Genomic DNA, 18,239 nt, shown 5'->3' on the forward strand with positions numbered 1-18,239 from the left:
CTCCTCAGGCGGTGACCAGGTCGTTCAGATGGGCGAACATACGCTCCGCGTCCGGAGTGCGGCCGGTGAAGAGACGGAAGGCGTGGGCCGCCTGGAAGACGACCATCCCGCCGCCGTCGAGCGTCCGGCAGCCCAGCGCCCGCGCCTGCTTGAGCAGCTCGGTCTCCAGCGGCCGGTAGACGATGTCGGCCACCCAGAGGCCGGGGTTCAGCACTTCTGCGGGCAGCGGCAGCCCCGGGTGGTGGGCCATGCCGGTGGGGGTGGCGTGCGCCAGGCCGTCCGCTCCTTCGAGCAGTCCTGGCAGGTCGTCCTGGGGGGCCGGGCGGGCGCGTTCCCGGCCGTACCGGGCGGCGAGCTGGGCGGCCAGGTCCGTCGCGCGGGCCGCGTCGGCGTCCACGACGGTCACGTGGTCGGCCCCCATGGTGAGCAGCGCGTGCGCGACCGCCGCGCCCGCGCCTCCCGCCCCTAGCTGGACGATCCGCCGGGTGGGCGCGTCGGGCAGGCCACGGGCGAACGACTCGGCGAACCCCGTCCAGTCGGTGTTGTGGCCGACGGCCCGGTCGCCGTCGAAGACCACCGTGTTGACCGCGCCGAGCATGGCGGCGTCGGGTGACAGCTCGTCCAGGTGCGGGATGACGGCCTGCTTGCACGGGTGCGTGATGTTGAGCCCGTCGTACCCGAAGCGGCGGGCCGTACGGAGCAGGTCCCCGACGTCCTGGCCGAGCCGGTCGGTGTCGAGCAGCCGGTAGACGTAGTTCAGCCCGTGGTGGGCGGCCTCCCGCTCGTGCAGCGGCGGGCTGAGCGAGGGACCGATGCCCGAGCCGATCAACCCGGTCAGGTACGAGGCCATCAGTTTCCCCCTCATCGATCCAATGTACGTACTAGTACGTTACCCATCTAGTCATGTACGGACTAGTGAGTTCGTTATAGCGCACAACCCTCCTCCCAGTGAAGACGTCCGCCGGCCGGAACGGTCATGGCACCCCAGGGAACGACCTTGGAACGCCTCCAGGACAGATGTGCGCTCCGCGTGTCACACATCCTCAAGGAGCGAACGTGCCCCGACTGCTCGTCACCGTCCTCACCGGACTGGCCGCGCTGCTGGCTCTGGTGATGACGCCTTCGGCTGCCCAGGCCGCCGACTTCCCGTTCACGACCGTCTCCAGCAACGCCATCGGCGTCTCCAGGTGCTTCGGCCCCGCCAACGGCGACCAGGCCGACGGCACCCCGATCGTGCCGATGGACTGCAACCAGCTCTGGCACGGCTTCGCGCACGTCACCCTGACCGACAACTCGGTCCGTCACTTCGGCGGCAAGTGCCTCAGCATGGCCAACACCAGCAGTCCGGTCCCCCTCGGCACCCGGCTGGTGTTGCGGGACTGCAGCCGGGTGGCCCTGGGCGACCAGCAGTGGATCTTCTGGGCGGTGCGCCCCGGCGGTCTGGACACGACCCCCTGATCGACTCAGTACGATCATGAACGCGCCGCGATGCCGGTCGAAGGCGTCGCGGCGCGTTCGCCTGTCCCCAGAAGGACACCCTTGACATGTGACGCGGGCCACGTGCAGCATTGCTCCCACGTTAATTAACTATCTAGTTCGTAACCAGCGGGACACCGGCGCGGGGGCCGCCGGGACGATGCTCACCAAGGAGAAGCCCACGTGACGGACAGCTCGCCAGGCAGCCCCCTGAGCAGGGGCACGCCACGCAAGGCCGCCATCGCCGCCTGGATCGGCAGCGCTCTTGAGTATTACGACTTCTTCATCTACGGCAGCGCCGCCGCGCTGATCTTCGGCCGGGTCTTCTTCGACGACTCCGACCCGGCCACCGCCACCCTGCAGTCCCTGGCCAGCTTCGGCGTCGCCTACGCGGCCCGGCCCGTGGGAGCGTTCATCCTCGGGCACGTCGGGGACCGCTTCGGCCGCAAGAAGATCATGGTGTTCACGCTCATCCTCATGGGCCTGTCCACGTTCCTCATCGGCTGCCTGCCCACCCGCGACCAGATCGGCGGCGCGGCACCCGTGCTGCTGGTGCTGCTGCGCATCATGCAGGGCCTGTCGGCCGCCGGTGAGCAGGCCAGCGCCAACTCCATGACCCTCGAACACTCCCCCGCCGACCGCCGCGGCTACTTCACCAGCTTCACCCTGAACGGCACCCAGTTCGGCCAGATCCTGGCCACGTTCGTGTTCATCCCGGTGGCGGCCATGCCGGAGGAGCAGTTGCTGAGCTGGGGCTGGCGGGTGCCGTTCTGGGCCAGCGTGGTCGTCGCCGTCGCCGGGTGGGTCATCCGCAGGCGACTGGAGGAGACCCCGGCCTTCGAGGAGCAGCTCGCCGACGGCACCGTGCCGCGCATGCCACTGGCCGTGCTCTTCCGCGACCACTGGACCAGCGTGCTGCGCGTGGTGTGCGCGGCGTTCATCGCCACCGTCAGCACGATCTTCACGGTCTGGGCGCTCAACTACGCCACCAGCGACGAGATCGGCCTCGACAACGCCACCATGTTGTGGGTCAGCGTCACCGCCAACGCCGCCGCCCTCGTCGCGATCCCCCTCTGGGCCAGGCTGTCGGACCGGATCGGCCGCAAACCCGTGTTCCTGATCGGGGCGATCGGCAGCCCGATCATGATCTTCGCGTACCTCGCCGCGATCAACTCGGGCAACTATCCGCTGGTGTTCGCCGTCGGCGTGCTCACGCTCGGCGTCGTCTACAGCGCCGCCAACGGCATCTGGCCGGCGTTGTACGGGGAGATGTTCAGCACCAAGGTACGCCTGTCAGGCATGGCGATCGGCACCCAGATCGGCTTCGCGGTCGCCGGGTTCGCCGTGGCCTACGCCGCCGGGATCGTCTCCCCCGAAGGGTGGCTGGGCCTGCGGGGGTGGGTCGGCGTGGGGGTGTTCACCGCGATCCTGTGCGCGATCAGCGCGATCGCGGTGGCCACGGCGCGGGAGACGTACCAGGTGCCCACCGAGGACCTCGGCCGCCAGCCCGCCGCCGCCGAGGCCCGCTGACCTCACGCCTCGCCTTCGCCGATCTCGGTCATGACCCTCTGGGCCACGGCGAAGGCGGCGTTGGCGGCCGGGACGCCGCAGTAGATGGCGCTCTGCAGCAGCACCTCGCCGATCTCGTCGGGGGTCAGGCCGTTGCGCAGGGCCGCGCGTACGTGCATGGCCAGCTCGTCGAGGTGCCCGTGGGCGACGAGCGCGGTCAGCGTGACGCAACTGCGGGTACGCCGGTCCAGCCCGGGGCGGGTCCAGATCTCGCCCCAGGCGTACCGGGTGATGAGGTCCTGGAAGTCCCTGGTGAAGGCGGTCGTGCGAGCCACGGCGCGATCCACGTGCGCGTCCCCGAGCACCTCCCGCCGCACCCGCATGCCGGGGACGGCGGGCAGGTCGGTGAGCAGCGCCTGCGTGACACCGTCGGGCTGATCAACGTTCGCCAGGTGGGTGAGCAGCGCCTGCGTGACACCGTCGGGCTGATCAACGTTCGCCAGGTGAGTGAGCAGCGCCTGCGTGACGCGGTCGGGCTGATCGACGTTGGCCAGGTGGGCGGCGCCCGGGATCTCGACCAGCGTGGCGTCCTGGATGCCGTCGGCCAGCTCCCTGGCATGCGGGGGCGGCGTCGCCGGATCGGCGCGGCCGGCCACGATCAGTGCGGGCACGGTGATGCCCGCCAGCTCGCCGCGCAGATCGTAGGCCGCCAGGGCGTCGCAGCAGGCGGCGTACGCGGCCGGGTCGGTGGCGGCCAGGTCGTCCAGCAGCGCCTGGTCCGGCGGGCCCGCGAACCAGCGTTGAGCGGTGGCCTTCCGCAGCGGCGCGATGCCCTCTGCCCGCACCAGCTCCGCCCGCTCGCGCCAGGAGTCCGGGTCGCCGAACCTGGCGCTGGAGCAGATCATCGCCAGGGACCTGACCCGGGTGGGGTGACGGAGTGCCAGCGTCGCGCCGATCGCGCCGCCGATCGAGACGCCCGCGTAGTGGAAGCCGTCCACACCCTCTGCCGCGGCGACCTCCAGAACCAGCTCGGCCAGGTCTTCGACGGTGCTCGCCGGCAGTGGTTCCGAGTCGCCGTGGCCCGGCAGGTCGAACCTGATCACCCTGAAGGTCCGGGCCAGGAACGGGAGTTGTGGCTCCCACAGGCGGGTGGAGGTGCCGAGGGACGGGCCCAGGATCAGCGGCTGCCCCTGCTCGGGGCCGTCCAGGCGGTAGTGCAGCATCAGTGTGGTGCCTCGCGTCGGTAGGGGGCGGTTGCGCCGTCTTGCGGGACCGATGCCTCGGTGGCACGGCTTTGCGGGACCGGTGGTTCGGTGGCACGGCCTTGCGGGACCGGGGCCTCGGTGGCGCGGTCCACGAGGGCGGGGGCTGGGGTGGCGTCGCCGGTGATGGTCAGGTTGGCGCGCATACGATCGGGGTGTACTCGCAGGTCGGCGGCCAGTTCGGCGGCATCTCCCGCGGCGCCCGCCACCAGACGGAGTGCCTCGCGTAGCGGCTGCCATTCCGCGTGCCAGGCGCCGGAGGGCCGCTCGTCCTCGGCGGCGAGAGAGCCGTACAGGATGGAGGCGAGCGGGGGCACCTGGCGGGCGGCGGCGGCGATCATCGTGGCTCTGACCGGGTTGTGCTTGTGCGGCATGGACGATGAGCCGCCGCCCACGCCCTCGGAGACCTCGCCGATCTCGGTACGCGACAGGACCAGCACGTCGGCCGCCAGCTTCCCCAGCGCCCCCGCGGTGAACGCCAGCGCCCCTGCCAGGTCGGCGACGGGAGTGCGCAGGACGTGCCACGGCAGCTCGGGCTCGGCCAGCCCCAACTCGGCCGCGAACCTTCCTGGCAGCCGCAACGCCACCTCAACGCCCTCCTGGCCGGCGTCCTGGGTGTTCGGGGGCGGTTGGAAGGCGGCGAGGGTGCCCGCCGCACCGCCGAGCTGGGCCGGGAGGGCCGCTCGGGCGGTGGAGAGGCGGGCTTGGGCGTCGATGGCCAGCTTGCGCCAGCCTGCCGCCTTGAGGCCGAACGTCGTGGGTACGGCCTGCTGGGTGAGCGTTCTGGCGGCCATCGGGGTGGCGCGGTGGTCGGTGGCCAGCTCTGTGAGGGCGCCGATCAGCGTCCCGAGGTCGGTCAGGACCGGGGCCAGGGCGCGGTGGGCGACGAGCATGAGGGCGGTGTCGACGATGTCCTGACTGGTGGCGCCACGGTGGACGTGCTTGCCGTGCGCTCCGGCGGCCTCGCGGAGGTCCTCGACGAGCGGGATCACCGGGTTCCCTCCGGAGCGGGCCCGTACGACCAGGTCTGGGAGGTCGAACGCCTCGGCGCGGGCGGCGGCCGTCACCGCCTCGCCCGCCTCCGCCGGAACCAGCCCGAGGGCCGCCTGGGCGCGGGTCAGCGCGGCCTCGGCGTCCAGCATCGCCTGGAGCACGGCGACGTCCCCGGTGGCCTCGATCGCGCCCCGCATCGGAGACAACAACCCGAGATCGGCCCCGGGCGGCGGCTGTGGGTCAGCCGAAGTCAAGGAAGACCGTCTCCTTCTCTCCCTGGAGGTGGATGTCGAAGCGGTGGACCCCCTCCCGCTCCTCCCCCGCAACCAGCGTCCCCCGCCGCTCGGGTGGGAGCGAGTCGAGGAAGGCGTCCTGTCCCAGGTAGATGCGGGTGTAGAGGTGGTGCAGCAGGCCACGGGCGAACACGCATACGCTGATGTACCCGTTGGGAGGCGTGACAGTCCGGAGCGTCCAGTGGCCGTCGCGGTCGGTGCCGACGCGGCCGAAGCCGGTGAAGCGGACACCGTCGCGCCCGAGGACGGCGCCGTTCGTGGCGTCGCGGCGCAGCGAGCCGGGCGAGCCGCGCAGGGAACCGTCCGCGGCGGGTTGCCAGAACTCCAGGAGCGCGTCGGGCACGGGATCGCCGGCGCCGTCGTAGACGTAGCCGTGGACGGTGATGCCGCCGAGCGCGATGTCACCGCCCCCGGGGAACGGCAGCGCGTAGCCGTAGAAGGGGCCGACGGTCTGTGAGGGGGTGGGATTCAACGGCCTTCCTCCATCCAGGTCGCGGCGGGCCCGTCGAGCACGATGTCCCACCGGTACCCGAGCGACCACTCCGGCACCGACAGATCATGGACGTAGGAGGAGACCAGCCGCTGCCGGGCGCGTTCGTCGGTGACCGACTGCATGATCGGGTCGTAGGGGAACAACGGGTCCCCGGGGAAGTACATCTGCGTGACCAGGCGCTGCGTGAAGGCGGCCCCGAACAGCGAGAAGTGGATGTGCGCCGGCCGCCAGGCGTTGGCATGGTTGCGCCACGGGTAGGGGCCGGGCTTGATCGTGGTGAAGAGGTAGGCGCCGTCGTCGTCGGTGAGGCAGCGGCCGACGCCGGTGAAGTTGGGGTCGAGCGGGGCGGAGTGGTCGTCGCGCTGGTGGAGGTAGCGGCCGGAGGCGTTGGCCTGCCAGATCTCGACGAGCTGACCGCGTACGGGATGGCCGTCGCGGTCGAGGACGCGGCCCCGCACGGTGATCCGCTCGCCCAGCGGCTCCCCCACGTGCTGCTGGGTGAGATCGTTGTCCAGCGGCGTCACGTCGGTGACGCCGAACACCGGCCCGGCCAGCTCGGCCGCCTCCGGATCCTTGATCGCGACGAGCGGTTGCCTGGGGTGGCGGAGAAGCGTGCTGCGGTAGGGGGCGTAGTCCCGCGCGGGGTGGTCGGACCGCACGTCGGCGCGATCCGCGCTGACCGCGGCAATCTCGTGGTCGATGTCGGCCTGCTGGAGGGGTTCTGACATTCCAACTACCTTTCGAGTACGACGGCCAGCCCCTGACCGACGCCGATGCAGAGACTGGCGAGACCGGTGCCCGAGCCGGCGGCGGCCAGCCGGTGGGCCACGGCGCCGGTGACGCGGGCGCCGGAGGCTCCGAGGGGGTGGCCGATCGCGATCGCGCCGCCGTCGGGGTTGACGATGGCGGGGTCGAGGTCGGGCAGCTCGGCGAGGCAGCCGAGGACCTGGGCGGCGAAGGCCTCGTTCAGCTCGGCGGTGACCAGGTCGCCGAACCGTTTGCCCGCCTTGGCCAGCGCCCGGCCGGCGGCCTCCACGGGACCGAGCCCGAAGTAGCGTGGCTCCAGCGCGCTCACCCCGCTGGCCACGATCCTGGCGAGGGGTTCGCGACCGCGCAGGCCCGCCTCGTCGGTGAGCAGCAGGGCCGCGGCGCCGTCGTTCAGCGGGGAGGAGTTGCCCGCGGTGACCGTGCCGCCGTCCTTGCGGAAGGCGGGCTTGAGCTTGGCCAGCGCCTCAAGCGAGGTGTCGTGGCGGATGCCCTCGTCGCGGGTCACGCCGGCGATGGGCACGATCTCGCGCTCGAACGACGCCTTGGCCGCCTTCTGGTGGCTGGCCAGCGCGAACACGTCCTGCTCCGCGCGGCTGACGCCGTGCTTGTCGGCGATCAGCTCGGCGCCCTCGCCGAGCGCGACGGTGTGCTCGGGGGGCATGTCCGGGTTGACCAGCCGCCAGCCGAGCGTCGTGGAGACCAGCTCCTGACCGCCCGCGGGGAACGCCCTCTCCGGCTTGGGCAGCACCCACGGCGCGCGGGTCATCGACTCGACGCCGCCCGCGATGATGGTCGAGGCGTCACCGAGCGCGATCGCCCGGTACGCCTGGATGACGGCCTCCATGCCGGACCCGCACAACCGGTTCACGGTCACGCCGGGCGTGGTGATCGGCAGCCCGGCCAGGATGGCGGCCATGCGGGCGACGTTGCGGTTCTCCTCGCCGGCGCCGTTGGCGTTGCCGAGCACGACCTCGTCGGCGCTCTCCAGCCCGTTGCGCTCGGCCAGCGCGGAGACGGCGTGCGCGGCCAGGTCGTCGGGGCGGATCCTGGACAGGGCGCCGCCGTACCGGCCGAACGGCGTGCGTACGGCGTCGAGAATGTAGACGGCCTTCATGTGAGAACCTCCGCGACCGCTTCGAGAGTGTCGGCGTCCATCATGTGAGAACCTTCACGACCGCTTCGAGAGTGTCGGCGTCCTTCATGCCGCTCTTCATGCGGTGACCTCCGCGTCGGTACGGTCGCGCAGCTCTTCCACGCTCACCCCCGGCGCGCGTTCCACGAGCGTGAGCCCCTGCCCGGTGACGTCGAAGACCCCGAGGTCGGTGACGATCCGGTGTACGCACTCCTGCCCCGTCAGCGGCAGCGAGCACTCCTTGACGATCTTCGGCGAGCCGTCCTTGGCGTTGTGATCCATGATCACGATGACCCTGCGGGCGCCGTGCACCAGGTCCATGGCCCCGCCCATGCCCTTGACCAGCTTGCCGGGGACCATCCAGTTGGCCAGGTCGCCGCGGGCCGAGACCTGCATCGCGCCCAGCACCGCCACGTCGATGTGACCGCCGCGGATCATGCCGAACGACAACGAGGAGTCGAAGTACGACGCCCCCGGCAGCACGGTGACGGTCTCCTTGCCCGCGTTGATCAGGTCGGGGTCGATCTCGTGCTCCTGGGGGTACGGGCCGACGCCGAGGACGCCGTTCTCCGAGTGCAGGACCACGTCCACGCCCGGTGGCAGGAAGGAGGGGATGCGGGTGGGCAGGCCGATGCCCAGGTTGACGTAGTCGCCGTCGCGCAGCTCGGCCGCGGCGCGGGCGACCATCTCGTCACGGGTCCAGCTCATTCGTTGACCGTTCCTGGTACGGGAGGCGCCGGAGAGGTCGTGCGCTTTTCGATGGATTTGTCGGCTGCCTGCTCAGGGGTGAGCACGAGCACGCGCTGGACGAAGACGCCGGGCAGGTGCACCTCGTCGGGGTCCAGCTCGGTCAGCTCCTCGACCTCGGCGATCGTGATCCGGCCGGCCATGGCCGCGAGGGGGTTGAAGTTCCTGGCGGCCTTGTGGAAGACCAGGTTGCCGTGCCGGTCGCCCTTGGCCGCTCGGACGAGGGCGAAGTCCGTACGGATGCCGTGTTCGAGCACGTACGGCCGGCCGTCGAACTCCCGCACCTCCTTCGGCGGCGAGGCGACCGCGATCGAGCCGTCCGGGTTGTGGCGCAGCGGCAGGCCGCCCTCCGCGATGGGGGTGCCGACCCCGGCGGGCGTGTAGAAGGCGGGGATGCCGCTGCCGCCCGCGCGCAGCCGCTCGGCGAGGCTGCCCTGCGGGGTGAGCTCGACCTCCAGCTCGCCGCCCAGATATTGGCGCGCGAACTCCTTGTTGTCGCCGATGTAGGAGGCTGTCACGCGGGCGATCCGCCCTGCCGCCAGCAGGATCCCGAGGCCCCCGCCGTCCACGCCGCAGTTGTTGGACACGACGCCGATGCGGCTCACGCCGGTGTCGTAGAGGGCCTGGATCAGCACGTTGGGGATGCCGCTGAGGCCGAAGCCGCCGACGGCGAACGACGCGCCGTCGCGCACGCCGGCCAACGCCTCCGCGGCCGTGGCGATCACTTTGTCTCTCCGCACGACGCTCCGATCGAGACGTGTTCGCTCTGCGAACTTTAGTTCAGTATTGTGTTCTCAGTATGTGTACGGGTCGCTGACCTGTCAAAGCTTTGGAGGAGCCGATGGAAGCGGCCGGAACCCTGGAGCGCGGGCTGGCCGTGCTCCGCGCGCTGGCCACCGGGCGGCCCGCCCGCGCCACGGATCTGGTGCGCGCGACCGGCCTGGCCAGGTCCACCGTGGACCGGGTGCTGGGTACCCTCCTCCACCTCGGCTACCTGCGGGAGGACGGTCGAGAGGTACGGCTCGCGCCACGTCTGATGGAGCTGGGCGAGGCGTACCTGTCGGGCAGCGGGTTGCGTGACACCCTCTCCCCCTTGGCCGAGCGGCTGGCGGAGGAGCTGGACGAGTCCGTGTCGCTGGCCGTCCAGGACGGTGACGGGGTGCGTTTCGTGGTGCAGGTCACCCGGCGGCGCACCATGTCGGTCACCTTCCGGACCGGCGACGTGCTGCCCGCCGACCGGTGCGCGGCCGGGCTGGCGCTGCTCGACCCCGGTGTGCCGTGGGCCGAGGACGACCAGCTCGTGGAGCCGGGGCTGATCGCGGTGGCGGTGCCCGTACGAGAGGGGTCTGGGCGGGCGGTGTGCGCGGTCAGCGTGGTGAGTCACACCAGCAGGCACACGGCGGCGGGGCTACGCGACCACTGCCTGCCGGCGCTACGCAAAACGGTCGCGGAGATGGAAACAGCCCTGAGCGCCCCCCAGACCATCGCGACCCCGACCGACCCCCTGCCCATCGCCGCCCTGAGCGACCCCCAGACGCTTGCCGCCCGGAGCGATACTCGGCCCATCGCTATGGCCGCGACCGGTCGCGTCTCCGTGGGGGCCGCTCCGATCGGTCCCCCGGCCGGCGTCTCTGGGACTGGGGCCGGGGCCGATCTCTTCCGGAGTGCCAAGCAGGAGCTGGGGATGGGTTTCCTGCAGTCGCTGGCGCGCGGGCTGGCCGTCTTGGTCGCGCTCGGGTCCGCGCGGGGCGGCCTGACGCTCGCGGACTGCGCCAAGGTGACGGGGCTGCCCCGGGCGACCGTGCGGCGGGCGGTCCAGACGCTTGAACACCTTGGGTACGCCGCCGACGACGGCTCCCGGTTCGCGCTGCTGCCGAGGGTGCTGGAGCTGGGGTACGCGCACCTGTCGGGGCTGACGTTCAGGGAGATCGTGCAGCCGCACCTGGCCGACCTGGCGGCGCGGGTCCGCGAGTCGGCGTCGGTGGCGGTGTTGTCGGGAGACGACGTCCTGTACGTGGCCAGGGTCCAGACCGTGAGCCTCATGAGCGTCAACATCACGGTCGGGACCCGGTTCCCCGCGTACGCGACCTCCATGGGGCGGGTGCTCCTGGCCGAACTGCCTGAGGAACGGCTGACTGCGATCAAGCCACGGCGGTTGTCGGCCAGGACCGTCACCTCGCGGGCCGAGCTGCGGGCCTTGTTGCGGCAGGCGGCCGTGGACGGGTACGCGCTGGTGGATCAGGAGCTGGAGGAGGGCGTACGGTCGGTCGCGGTGCCCATCCGGGACCGTACCGGGCGTACCGTGGCGGCCGTGAACGTCGCCACCCACGCCGGCCGCGCCTCCAGCGACGCCCTCCTGCGCGATGTCCTGCCCGAGCTCAGACAGGCGGCGGCGGACATGGAGGCCGACCTCGCCTACACCCGCGCGGTGGACGTGGTCTGAGATCATCGCCGAGCTCGCCCTCCTGGACTGCGACGGGCGGATCGCTGCTCGACGCCTTAGACTCCGGGCATGAAGGCCGCAGTGCGCGCCAGATACGGCCCGCCGGAAGTGGTTAGCGTCTTAGACATCGACAAGCCGGTCATCACGGACCGCGACGTGCTGGTCAAGGTTCATGCGACGACGGTCAACCGTACGGACTGCGCGATGCGGGCGGCCCAGCCGTTCCTGTGGCGGTTCTTCACCGGGCTCATCAGGCCGACGGTGCCGGTTCTGGGGACCGAGTTCGCGGGTGAGGTGGAGGCGGTGGGCGAGGGCGTCACCTCGTTCAAGCCAGGCGACCGGGTGTTCGGCTACAACGACGGCGGGTTCGGGGCGCACGCCCAGTACATGGTGATCTCCCAGGACAGTACGCTGGCGATCGTCCCCGAGGGGCTGACGTACGAGGAGGCCGTGCCCAGCACCGAAGGCTCGCACTATGCGCTCTCGCTCATCAGGTCCTCGCGGGTGAGTGAGGGGGACGACGTCCTCGTGTACGGCGCCACCGGGGCCATCGGGTCGGCGGCCGTGCAACTCCTGAAACACCTCGGCGCGAACGTGACCGCCGTCTGCGGGACCTCACATCTCGACCTGGTCAGGCGGCTGGGGGCGGACCGGGTCGTCGACTACACGGCCACCGACTTCACGCGGGACGAGCAGCGCTACTCCGCCGTCATCGACGCGGTGGGCAAGAGCTCGTACGGGCGGTGCCGGAGATTGCTGAAACCGCGCGGCATCTATGTCGCCTCCGACGTGGGGGCGTTCTGGCAGAACCTGGCGCTCGCGGTCGTCACTCCGGTGGCCCGGGGCAAGAAGGTCGTCTTCCCGCTGCCCAAGCATGACGCGGGCATGGCGCGGCACTTCAAGGGGCTGATCGAGTCCGGGGCGTTCCGGCCGGTCATCGATCGGCGGTACGCGCTGGACGAGATCGTCGAGGCGTACCGGTACGTCGAGACGGGACAGAAGACGGGCAACGTCGTGATCACGGTCGGGCATCCGGAGTAGGTCGCGTCCCCGGCGCGGGGCCGCGTGGCCGACCATGCGTGCGGCCCCTGCTCTCAGAGAGGGCTCGCCCTTCGCCTGCTCTCAGAGGGTGGCTCGCCTATCGCCTGCTCTCAGCAGGGTGGCTCGGCCCTTCGCCTGCTCTCAGAAGGTGGCTCGCCCTTCGCGCGGCCTGATGATCATGGGGTCAGGGCCGTGATGGCAGTGGCCAGGTAGAAGCAGCCGCCGATCGCCACGGCGACTCCTGCCAGCGCGGGCATCCAGGCCGCCGCCGCGCTCTTCCCGTGTCCCGGCGCGACGGCGTGCAACGCGCCCACACCCAGCGCGAGCCAGAACGCGCCCGCCCCGTCGAACAACGCGATCAGGTAGTTCTCGGGCCCGGTGGTGCCGCTCATCCGGACACGTCCACGGACGAGGCGGTCCGCCGACGGCGTACCAGGAACAACACCAGCACGCCGAGCACCGACACCAAGGCGACGGCGGGCACCACGAGCGGCACGCCTCCCGACGCCGACGGGTCGTAGCGCAGCCGCTGGGTGTCGACCGTCGAGGTGAGCAGCGCCTGCGCGGGCGTGGCGGGCGTGTCGGCGGTGAGCACGGTCCGGTACGCCTGGTGCAGGTCGATCAGCGCCTCACCGGCTCGGTGCTCCCCGAGCTTTAGATGATCTTGCCGGGGTTGAAGATCCCGGCGGGGTCCAGGGCCGACTTGATGGCGCGGTGCAGCGCCAGCACGTCCTCGCCCAGTTCGGCGTGCATGCCGCGCTTCTTCAGCAGGCCCACGCCGTGCTCGCCGGTGACGGTGCCGCCGAGCGCGATGGCGTCGTCGAGGATGGCCTCGAACGCCCGCTGCGCCCGGGCGCGCGCCTCATCGTCGCCCACGGGGACGACGATGAGCGGGTGCAGGTTGCCGTCGCCCGCGTGCGCGATGTTGGCGATGTGCACGTCGTGCGCCTTCGCGTGCGCCTCGATCCGGCCGAGCATCTCGGGCACCAGCCCGCGCGGCACGCACACGTCCTCGGTCAGCACCGGCCCGAGCCGCTCCAGAGCCGGGTACGCCAGCCGCCGAGCGGAGAACAGCGCCTCGGCCTCCTCCGCGTCGGTCGAGCGGGTGCTCCACGTCGCCCCGGCCCGGTCGAAGCACTCCTGCAGCGCGGCGGCCTCCTTCTCGTCACCGGTGTCGACGCGGCCCAGCAGCAGGACGTCGCCGAGGTCGGCCAGCCCCATGTTCTTCCAGTCGTCCACCGCGCGCAGGCAGTAGCGATCCACCAGTTCCAGCGCGGCCGGGGTGATCCCGGCCGCGGCCACCGCCGCGACCCCCTCGCCCGCCGCCACCAGTGAGTCGAAGGCGCCGACAATCGTCTTCGGCGGGCTCTCCGGCAGCCGCAGCAGCCGCACGGTGATCTCGGTGATCACGCCCAGCGTGCCCTCGGAGCCCACGAACAGGCCTGCCAGGTCGTACCCGGCCACGCCCTTCCTGGTGCGCCTGCCCAGCGTGACGAGCTCGCCGGCGCCGGTGACGACCTTCAGGCCGAGCACGTAGTCGCGGGTCACGCCGTACTTGACGCAGCACACGCCGCCCGCGTTGGTCGCGGCGTTGCCGCCGATCGTGGACCAGGGCGAGCTGGCCGGGTCCGGCGGGTACCACAGGCCGTGCTCGGCGACGGCGGCCCGCAGGTGGTCGTTGACCACGCCCGGCTGCACGACGGCGAGCTGCTCGGCCGTGTCGATCTCCAGGATGCGGTCCATGCCGTCGAGGGCCAGCAGCACGCAGCCGTCCACGGCGTTCGCGCCGCCCGACAGGCCGGTGCCGGCGCCGCGCGGCACGATCGGCACGCCGTGCGCCGCGCAGACCGCCACCACCGCGCGCACCTGCTCGGCGTCCTCCGGCTTGACCAGCGCGATCGGCCTGCCCGCGGGAGCCCAGGCGGCCTGGTCGTGGGCGTAGGCGGCCATGACGTCGGGGTCGAGGACGAGCCGGCTGGGCGGGAGGGCGGCTGACAGGGCATCGATGAAGGGCACGAGCAGCACGGTAACAACCGGCCGAAGGTAAAGGTGCGGCGGGCTTTCCGTGTCGCCCCCGCCTCCTCGGCCATTCTTGACCGGCCCTTATACAGACATGTGGGGATAAAAACGGCATCCCGCATTAGCGTGGCGCGTATGACCTCGGAGGTACCGATCGAGTTCACCGTGAACGGCTGGTCCGTGCACCTGCGCCTCGACCCGCGAGAGTCGCTGCTCGACGTCCTGCGCGAGCGGCTGGGCCTGACCGGATCGAAGAAGGGCTGCGACCACGGGCAGTGCGGCGCGTGCACGGTCCACGTGGACGGACGCCGCGTCGTGTCCTGCCTGCTGCCGGCCGTGCAGGTCAACGGCCGGTCGGTGACCACGATCGAGGGCGTGATGGGTCTCGAAGGCGGGCTCCACCCGTTGCAGCAGGCGTTCGTGGACCACGACGCCCTGCAGTGCGGCTACTGCACGCCGGGGCAGGTGATGTCCGGGCTGGCCTGCATCGCGGAAGGGCACACCGGCGACGATGACGAGATCCGCGAGTACATGAGCGGCAACCTGTGCCGATGCGGGGCGTACACGGGCATTCTCGCGGCGATCCGCGAGGCCGCCCGGAGCTCACCGGTACATGAGGCGGCCACGCTGCGGGCCGCGGACTGCGGCGCCGCGCGTGAAGCCGACGACCCGAGGGAGGGCTGAGCCATGCGACCGTTCGCCTACGCCGCCCCGGCCACCCTCGAGGAGGCCGTGCGCGCCCTGTCCGAGGCCGGCCCGGGTGCGCGGGTGCTGGCCGGCGGCACCACCCTGTACGACCTGATGAAGCTGGACATCGAGACCCCGCCCATCGTCGTGGACGTCCGCGCCCTGCGCGAGCTGGCCGGCGTGGACACCACCGGGCAGCGGGAGCTGTCGTTCGGCGCAGGGGCGCTGATGGCGGACGTGGCGGCGGACCCGGTGCTGGTCACGGAATATCCGGCGCTGGCGGAGTCCCTGGCCAAGGCGGCCTCTCAGCAACTGCGCAACATGGCGACCGTGGGCGGGAACCTGCTCCAGCGCACCCGGTGCGCGTACTTCAGGGGCGGCCTCGCCTTCCCCTGCAACAAGCGGGAGCCGGGCAGCGGCTGCGCCGCGATCGGCGGGCTGGACCGGGGGCACGCCCTGCTCGGCGGCAGCGACGCGTGCATCGCCACCTATCCCGGTGACTGGGCGGTCGCGCTGATCGCGTTCGACGCCGTGCTCGACGTCGCGGGGCCGCGCGGGGAGCGCACGCTCGCGCTGGCGGACCTGCACGTCGAGCCAGGTGACACGCCGGACAGAGAGCACACGCTGGACTGGGACGAGATCGTCACCCGCATCCGGGTGCCGGTCACGCCGGCCGGGCGCGGCTCGACCTACCACAAGGTCAGGGACCGGGAGTCGTACGCGTTCGCGCTGACCTCGGCCGCCGCGGCGGTGAGCCTGGACCCCGGCGGCACCGTCGGGGAGTGCCGCATCGCGGTGGGCGGGGTCGCCACCCGCCCCTGGCGCTGCCGCGCCGCGGAACAGGAGCTGACCGGCGCGGTCCTGGACGAGCAGAGCCTGCGCCGGGCCGGCGAGGCCGCCTTCGAGGGCGCCCGTCCGGGCAGGGACAACGCCTTCCGGATCGAGCTGGGCATCCGCACGGTCGCCGAGGCGCTGCGGATCGCCGGAGAGCGGGCCGTACGATGACGAACGCCGGGGAGTGGGCCCGTACGATGACGAACGCCGGAGAGCGGCCGGACGCTCCGACGCGGGGCATCCCCAGGGTCGGGGCCCGCGAGAAGGTCACCGGGATGGCGCGTTACGGCGCGGACCGGACGCTGCCCGGCATCGCCTACGCCATGCCCGTCGTCGCGACCATCGGCAAGGGCCGCATCACCGGGCTCGACACGGCGCAGGCCGCCGCCGTGCCCGGGGTGCTGCTCATCCTGTCCCACCTGGACGACCTGGGCATCACCCCGGCCGGGTACATCATGGGCGACGGCTACGCCTTCCAGAGCCTGCAGCCGATGCTGGACGACCGCGTCGCGTACCGGGGGCAGCCGATCGCGCTGGTGGTGGCAGAGACGCTGGTCGCCGCGACGCAGGCGGCGGGGCTGGTGCGGGCCGCGTACGAGCAGGAGCCGTTCGCCGTGGAGATGGGCGCGGACGGCACCGAGACCGTGCTCCAGCAGGAGGCGCTGCCGCTGCCGTTCCTGGCCGACATCGTCGTGGGCGACGCGGACGGCGCGTACGAGCGCAGCCCGCTCCGGGTGGACGTGAGCTACGAGGTCGGCCCGCAACACCAGGTGCCCATGGAGCTGATCGGCGGCGTCGTCGAGTGGCACGGGGAGACCCTCGTCGTGCACGAGGGCACGCAGAGCGTCGGGGCCCTGCGCGGCGGCCTGGCCAGGCAGCTCGGCATCGACCCCGCGAACATCCGGGTCATCTCGACGTACGTGGGAGGCGGGTTCGGGCAGAGGAACTCCCTGCAGCCGCACATCGCGCCCCTGGCCGTGGCCGCCCGCCGGGTCGGCCGCCCGGTCAAGCTGGTGACCCCCCGCGCCCACACCTTCCACGCGGCCAGCTTCCGCCCCGTGAGCCGGCACCGCGTACGCCTGGGCGCCGACCGTTCCGGACGGCTGCTCGCGGCCATCCACGAGGTGGACCAGCAGGCTTCCCGGCACGACCTGCTGCCCTCGACGTACACCGAGATCACCTCCCGCCTGTACGACATCAGGAACTTCCGCGGCCGGCAACGCCACGTCAGGACCGACGCCCAGACCCCCGGCTACATGCGCGCGCCCTTCGAGCACCCGGCGGCGTTCGCGATGGAGTCGGCCATCGACGAGATCGCCCACGCCACCGGGCGGGACCCGGTGGAGCTGCGCCTGGCCAACGACGCCGGTACGGACCCGGTCACCGGCAAGCCGTTCTCCTCCAGGCAGCTCGCGGCGTGCCTGCGCAGGGGCGCCGAGCTGTTCGGCTGGGCGGATCGCTCGCCGGACCCCGCTTCCACGCGCGAGCCCGACGGCACGCGGGTCGGGTGGGGGGTGGCGACGGGCGCGTACCCGTCGATGACCGTGCCGACCCTCGCCCGCCTGCACGCCGGCGCCAACGGCCACGTCCTGGCCGAGGTGGGCGGGCACGAGATGGGCCAGGGCATCACGACCGCCCTCGTCTCCGCCGTCTCCGCGAACCTCGGCATCGACCCCGACGCCATCAGCGTCGTCGTCGGCGACACCCGGGCCGCGCCGCACCACCTGACCGCCGGCGCGTGGGGCACCAACAGCACCCTGCTCGCGATGCACGCCGCGCTGGGCGAACTGCGGTCGAGGCTGGGCGTCGCCGCCGAGGGGCACGTGGACCTGGCCGCCGCCGTCAGGGCGTCCGGCCGCGAGGAGGTGACGGTGGAGGCCGTCACCCAGGCGCCCGGCCAGCCGCCGGAGATGATCGACCGGATGCGCGCGGGCCTGGTCGCCCTGGCGGGCCCCGAGTTCCCGTCGTACGTGTCGTTCAGCTTCATCGCGCACTTCGCCGAAGTGCGGGTGGAGCCCGCCACGGGGCGGGTGCGCGTGTCCCGGGTGGTGAGCGTGGCCGACTGCGGCCGCGTGGCCAGCCCGGTGACGGCGGACGCCCAGGTGCGTGGCGCGGTGGTCTGGGGCATCGGCGCGGCGCTGCGCGAGCACAGCGAGGTCGATCCGCGGTACGGGGGCTTCGTCAACAACGACCTGGCCGACTACGTGATCCCGGTCAACGCCGACATCGGTGACATCGAGGTCGACTTCATCGACGAGCCGGACTTCGTGCTCAACCCGATGGGGGTCAAGAACCTCGGCGAGGTCGCCCTGGTCGGCGTCGCGCCCGCCATCGCCAACGCCGTCTTCCACGCCACCGGCCGCCGCCTGCGCCGCCTGCCGATCCGCATCGAGGACCTGCTCTGACCGGGGTTCCCGCCTCCGGCGCGCCCCGCTGGCCAGGCTCGAAGCGCAGATCGCCCTGCCCGCCCTGTTCCGCCGCTTCCCCCGGCTCCGCCTCGCCGCCGGCCCCGCGGCCCTGCGACCGCGACCCTCGTTCATCG

The 18,239-nt window shown here is 72.0% G+C and carries 18 protein-coding genes; 7 read left to right on the forward strand and 11 right to left on the reverse strand.

The features are described 5' to 3' along the window. Positions 1 to 4 precede the first annotated feature (4 nt). Positions 5 to 865 (reverse strand): shikimate dehydrogenase, encoded by an 861-nt coding sequence (locus ACFPZ3_RS67695; protein WP_379524900.1) that lies wholly within the window; start codon positions 863 to 865, stop codon positions 5 to 7. A gap of 191 nt (positions 866 to 1,056) precedes the next feature. Between ACFPZ3_RS67695 and ACFPZ3_RS67700 the strand changes: the two genes are divergently transcribed. Continuing rightward, the gene (locus ACFPZ3_RS67700) at positions 1,057 to 1,458 is read left to right on the forward strand and encodes an RICIN domain-containing protein (protein WP_379524901.1); all 402 of its coding nucleotides are present in this window, start codon (positions 1,057 to 1,059) and stop codon (positions 1,456 to 1,458) included. A gap of 201 nt (positions 1,459 to 1,659) precedes the next feature. Then, entirely contained in the window at positions 1,660 to 3,006 is a 1,347-nt protein-coding gene (locus ACFPZ3_RS67705) for an MFS transporter (protein ID WP_379524902.1), read from the forward strand. A gap of 2 nt (positions 3,007 to 3,008) precedes the next feature. On the opposite strand, the gene pcaDC is transcribed toward ACFPZ3_RS67705, so the two are convergent. The 7 genes from pcaDC to ACFPZ3_RS67740 form a co-directional block, all read right to left on the reverse strand. Beyond that, positions 3,009 to 4,208 carry a bifunctional 3-oxoadipate enol-lactonase/4-carboxymuconolactone decarboxylase PcaDC gene (gene pcaDC, locus ACFPZ3_RS67710; protein ID WP_379524903.1) on the reverse strand — a complete coding sequence of 400 codons (1,200 nt, stop codon included), beginning with the start codon at positions 4,206 to 4,208 and terminating at the stop codon, positions 3,009 to 3,011. Next, positions 4,208 to 5,494, reverse strand: coding sequence for a 3-carboxy-cis,cis-muconate cycloisomerase (gene pcaB / locus ACFPZ3_RS67715; protein WP_379524904.1), 1,287 nt, complete (start codon positions 5,492 to 5,494; stop codon positions 4,208 to 4,210). The genes pcaDC and pcaB overlap by 1 nt, the downstream gene beginning before the upstream one ends. Next, positions 5,481 to 6,005 carry a peptidase associated/transthyretin-like domain-containing protein gene (locus ACFPZ3_RS67720; protein ID WP_379524905.1) on the reverse strand — a complete coding sequence of 175 codons (525 nt, stop codon included), beginning with the start codon at positions 6,003 to 6,005 and terminating at the stop codon, positions 5,481 to 5,483. The genes pcaB and ACFPZ3_RS67720 overlap by 14 nt, the downstream gene beginning before the upstream one ends. Further along, positions 6,002 to 6,754: a protocatechuate 3,4-dioxygenase subunit beta gene (pcaH, locus tag ACFPZ3_RS67725; RefSeq protein ID WP_379524906.1), complete on the reverse strand. Its 753-nt coding sequence runs from the start codon at positions 6,752 to 6,754 to the stop codon at positions 6,002 to 6,004. Before pcaH ends, ACFPZ3_RS67720 begins: the two co-directional genes overlap by 4 nt. Before the next feature lie 5 nt (positions 6,755 to 6,759). Next, positions 6,760 to 7,908, reverse strand: a complete 1,149-nt coding sequence (locus ACFPZ3_RS67730; protein WP_379524907.1) for a thiolase family protein — start codon at positions 7,906 to 7,908, stop codon at positions 6,760 to 6,762. A 96-nt stretch (positions 7,909 to 8,004) separates the two neighbouring features. Beyond that, positions 8,005 to 8,634 carry a CoA transferase subunit B gene (locus tag ACFPZ3_RS67735; protein WP_379524908.1) on the reverse strand — a complete coding sequence of 210 codons (630 nt, stop codon included), beginning with the start codon at positions 8,632 to 8,634 and terminating at the stop codon, positions 8,005 to 8,007. Beyond that, positions 8,631 to 9,413 (reverse strand): CoA transferase subunit A, encoded by a 783-nt coding sequence (locus ACFPZ3_RS67740; protein WP_379524909.1) that lies wholly within the window; start codon positions 9,411 to 9,413, stop codon positions 8,631 to 8,633. The genes ACFPZ3_RS67735 and ACFPZ3_RS67740 overlap by 4 nt, the downstream gene beginning before the upstream one ends. A gap of 101 nt (positions 9,414 to 9,514) precedes the next feature. On the opposite strand from ACFPZ3_RS67740, the gene ACFPZ3_RS67745 reads away from it, so the two are divergent. Next, on the forward strand, positions 9,515 to 11,116 hold the full coding sequence (locus ACFPZ3_RS67745; RefSeq protein WP_379524910.1) for an IclR family transcriptional regulator domain-containing protein: 1,602 nt from the start codon (positions 9,515 to 9,517) through the stop codon (positions 11,114 to 11,116). A 69-nt stretch (positions 11,117 to 11,185) separates the two neighbouring features. After that, positions 11,186 to 12,157 carry an NAD(P)-dependent alcohol dehydrogenase gene (locus tag ACFPZ3_RS67750; RefSeq protein WP_379524911.1) on the forward strand — a complete coding sequence of 324 codons (972 nt, stop codon included), beginning with the start codon at positions 11,186 to 11,188 and terminating at the stop codon, positions 12,155 to 12,157. 176 nt (positions 12,158 to 12,333) lie between these two features. Here the strand turns inward: ACFPZ3_RS67750 and ACFPZ3_RS67755 are convergent, their stop codons facing one another. Genes ACFPZ3_RS67755 through ACFPZ3_RS67765 form a run of 3 tightly spaced genes read right to left on the reverse strand, consistent with a single transcriptional unit; the run spans position 12,334 to position 14,107 of the window. Then, positions 12,334 to 12,549 (reverse strand): hypothetical protein, encoded by a 216-nt coding sequence (locus tag ACFPZ3_RS67755; protein ID WP_379524912.1) that lies wholly within the window; start codon positions 12,547 to 12,549, stop codon positions 12,334 to 12,336. Further along, a complete protein-coding gene (locus tag ACFPZ3_RS67760; protein WP_379524913.1) occupies positions 12,546 to 12,752 on the reverse strand; it encodes a hypothetical protein in 207 nt (68 codons plus the stop codon). The genes ACFPZ3_RS67755 and ACFPZ3_RS67760 overlap by 4 nt, the downstream gene beginning before the upstream one ends. Positions 12,753 to 12,811: 59 nt before the next feature. Next, positions 12,812 to 14,107 carry an FAD-binding oxidoreductase gene (locus tag ACFPZ3_RS67765; RefSeq protein ID WP_379524949.1) on the reverse strand — a complete coding sequence of 432 codons (1,296 nt, stop codon included), beginning with the start codon at positions 14,105 to 14,107 and terminating at the stop codon, positions 12,812 to 12,814. A gap of 204 nt (positions 14,108 to 14,311) precedes the next feature. On the opposite strand from ACFPZ3_RS67765, the gene ACFPZ3_RS67770 reads away from it, so the two are divergent. The 3 genes from ACFPZ3_RS67770 to ACFPZ3_RS67780 are packed head-to-tail and all read left to right on the forward strand — an operon-like array spanning position 14,312 to position 18,102. Beyond that, complete coding sequence (locus tag ACFPZ3_RS67770; protein ID WP_379524914.1) at positions 14,312 to 14,860, forward strand: (2Fe-2S)-binding protein; 549 nt, start codon at positions 14,312 to 14,314, stop codon at positions 14,858 to 14,860. A gap of 3 nt (positions 14,861 to 14,863) precedes the next feature. Then, positions 14,864 to 15,868: an FAD binding domain-containing protein gene (locus tag ACFPZ3_RS67775; RefSeq protein WP_379524915.1), complete on the forward strand. Its 1,005-nt coding sequence runs from the start codon at positions 14,864 to 14,866 to the stop codon at positions 15,866 to 15,868. Positions 15,869 to 15,894: 26 nt separating this feature from the next. After that, on the forward strand, positions 15,895 to 18,102 hold the full coding sequence (locus tag ACFPZ3_RS67780; protein WP_379524916.1) for a xanthine dehydrogenase family protein molybdopterin-binding subunit: 2,208 nt from the start codon (positions 15,895 to 15,897) through the stop codon (positions 18,100 to 18,102). Positions 18,103 to 18,239 lie beyond the last annotated feature (137 nt).

It is taken from the genome of Nonomuraea insulae (genome assembly GCF_042656245.1).

Coding starts and splice junctions, on each gene's coding strand:
- ACFPZ3_RS67695 (WP_379524900.1), bottom strand. CDS start 865: ATGAGGGGGAAACTGATGGCCTCGTACCTGACCGGGTTGATCGGCTCG.
- pcaDC (WP_379524903.1), bottom strand. CDS start 4,208: ATGCTGCACTACCGCCTGGACGGCCCCGAGCAGGGGCAGCCGCTGATC.
- pcaH (WP_379524906.1), bottom strand. CDS start 6,754: ATGTCAGAACCCCTCCAGCAGGCCGACATCGACCACGAGATTGCCGCG.
- ACFPZ3_RS67730 (WP_379524907.1), bottom strand. CDS start 7,908: ATGAAGGCCGTCTACATTCTCGACGCCGTACGCACGCCGTTCGGCCGG.
- ACFPZ3_RS67735 (WP_379524908.1), bottom strand. CDS start 8,634: ATGAGCTGGACCCGTGACGAGATGGTCGCCCGCGCCGCGGCCGAGCTG.
- ACFPZ3_RS67745 (WP_379524910.1), top strand. CDS start 9,515: ATGGAAGCGGCCGGAACCCTGGAGCGCGGGCTGGCCGTGCTCCGCGCG.
- ACFPZ3_RS67750 (WP_379524911.1), top strand. CDS start 11,186: ATGAAGGCCGCAGTGCGCGCCAGATACGGCCCGCCGGAAGTGGTTAGC.
- ACFPZ3_RS67755 (WP_379524912.1), bottom strand. CDS start 12,549: ATGAGCGGCACCACCGGGCCCGAGAACTACCTGATCGCGTTGTTCGAC.
- ACFPZ3_RS67765 (WP_379524949.1), bottom strand. CDS start 14,107: ATGGCCGCCTACGCCCACGACCAGGCCGCCTGGGCTCCCGCGGGCAGG.
- ACFPZ3_RS67770 (WP_379524914.1), top strand. CDS start 14,312: ATGACCTCGGAGGTACCGATCGAGTTCACCGTGAACGGCTGGTCCGTG.
- ACFPZ3_RS67775 (WP_379524915.1), top strand. CDS start 14,864: ATGCGACCGTTCGCCTACGCCGCCCCGGCCACCCTCGAGGAGGCCGTG.
- ACFPZ3_RS67780 (WP_379524916.1), top strand. CDS start 15,895: ATGACGAACGCCGGAGAGCGGCCGGACGCTCCGACGCGGGGCATCCCC.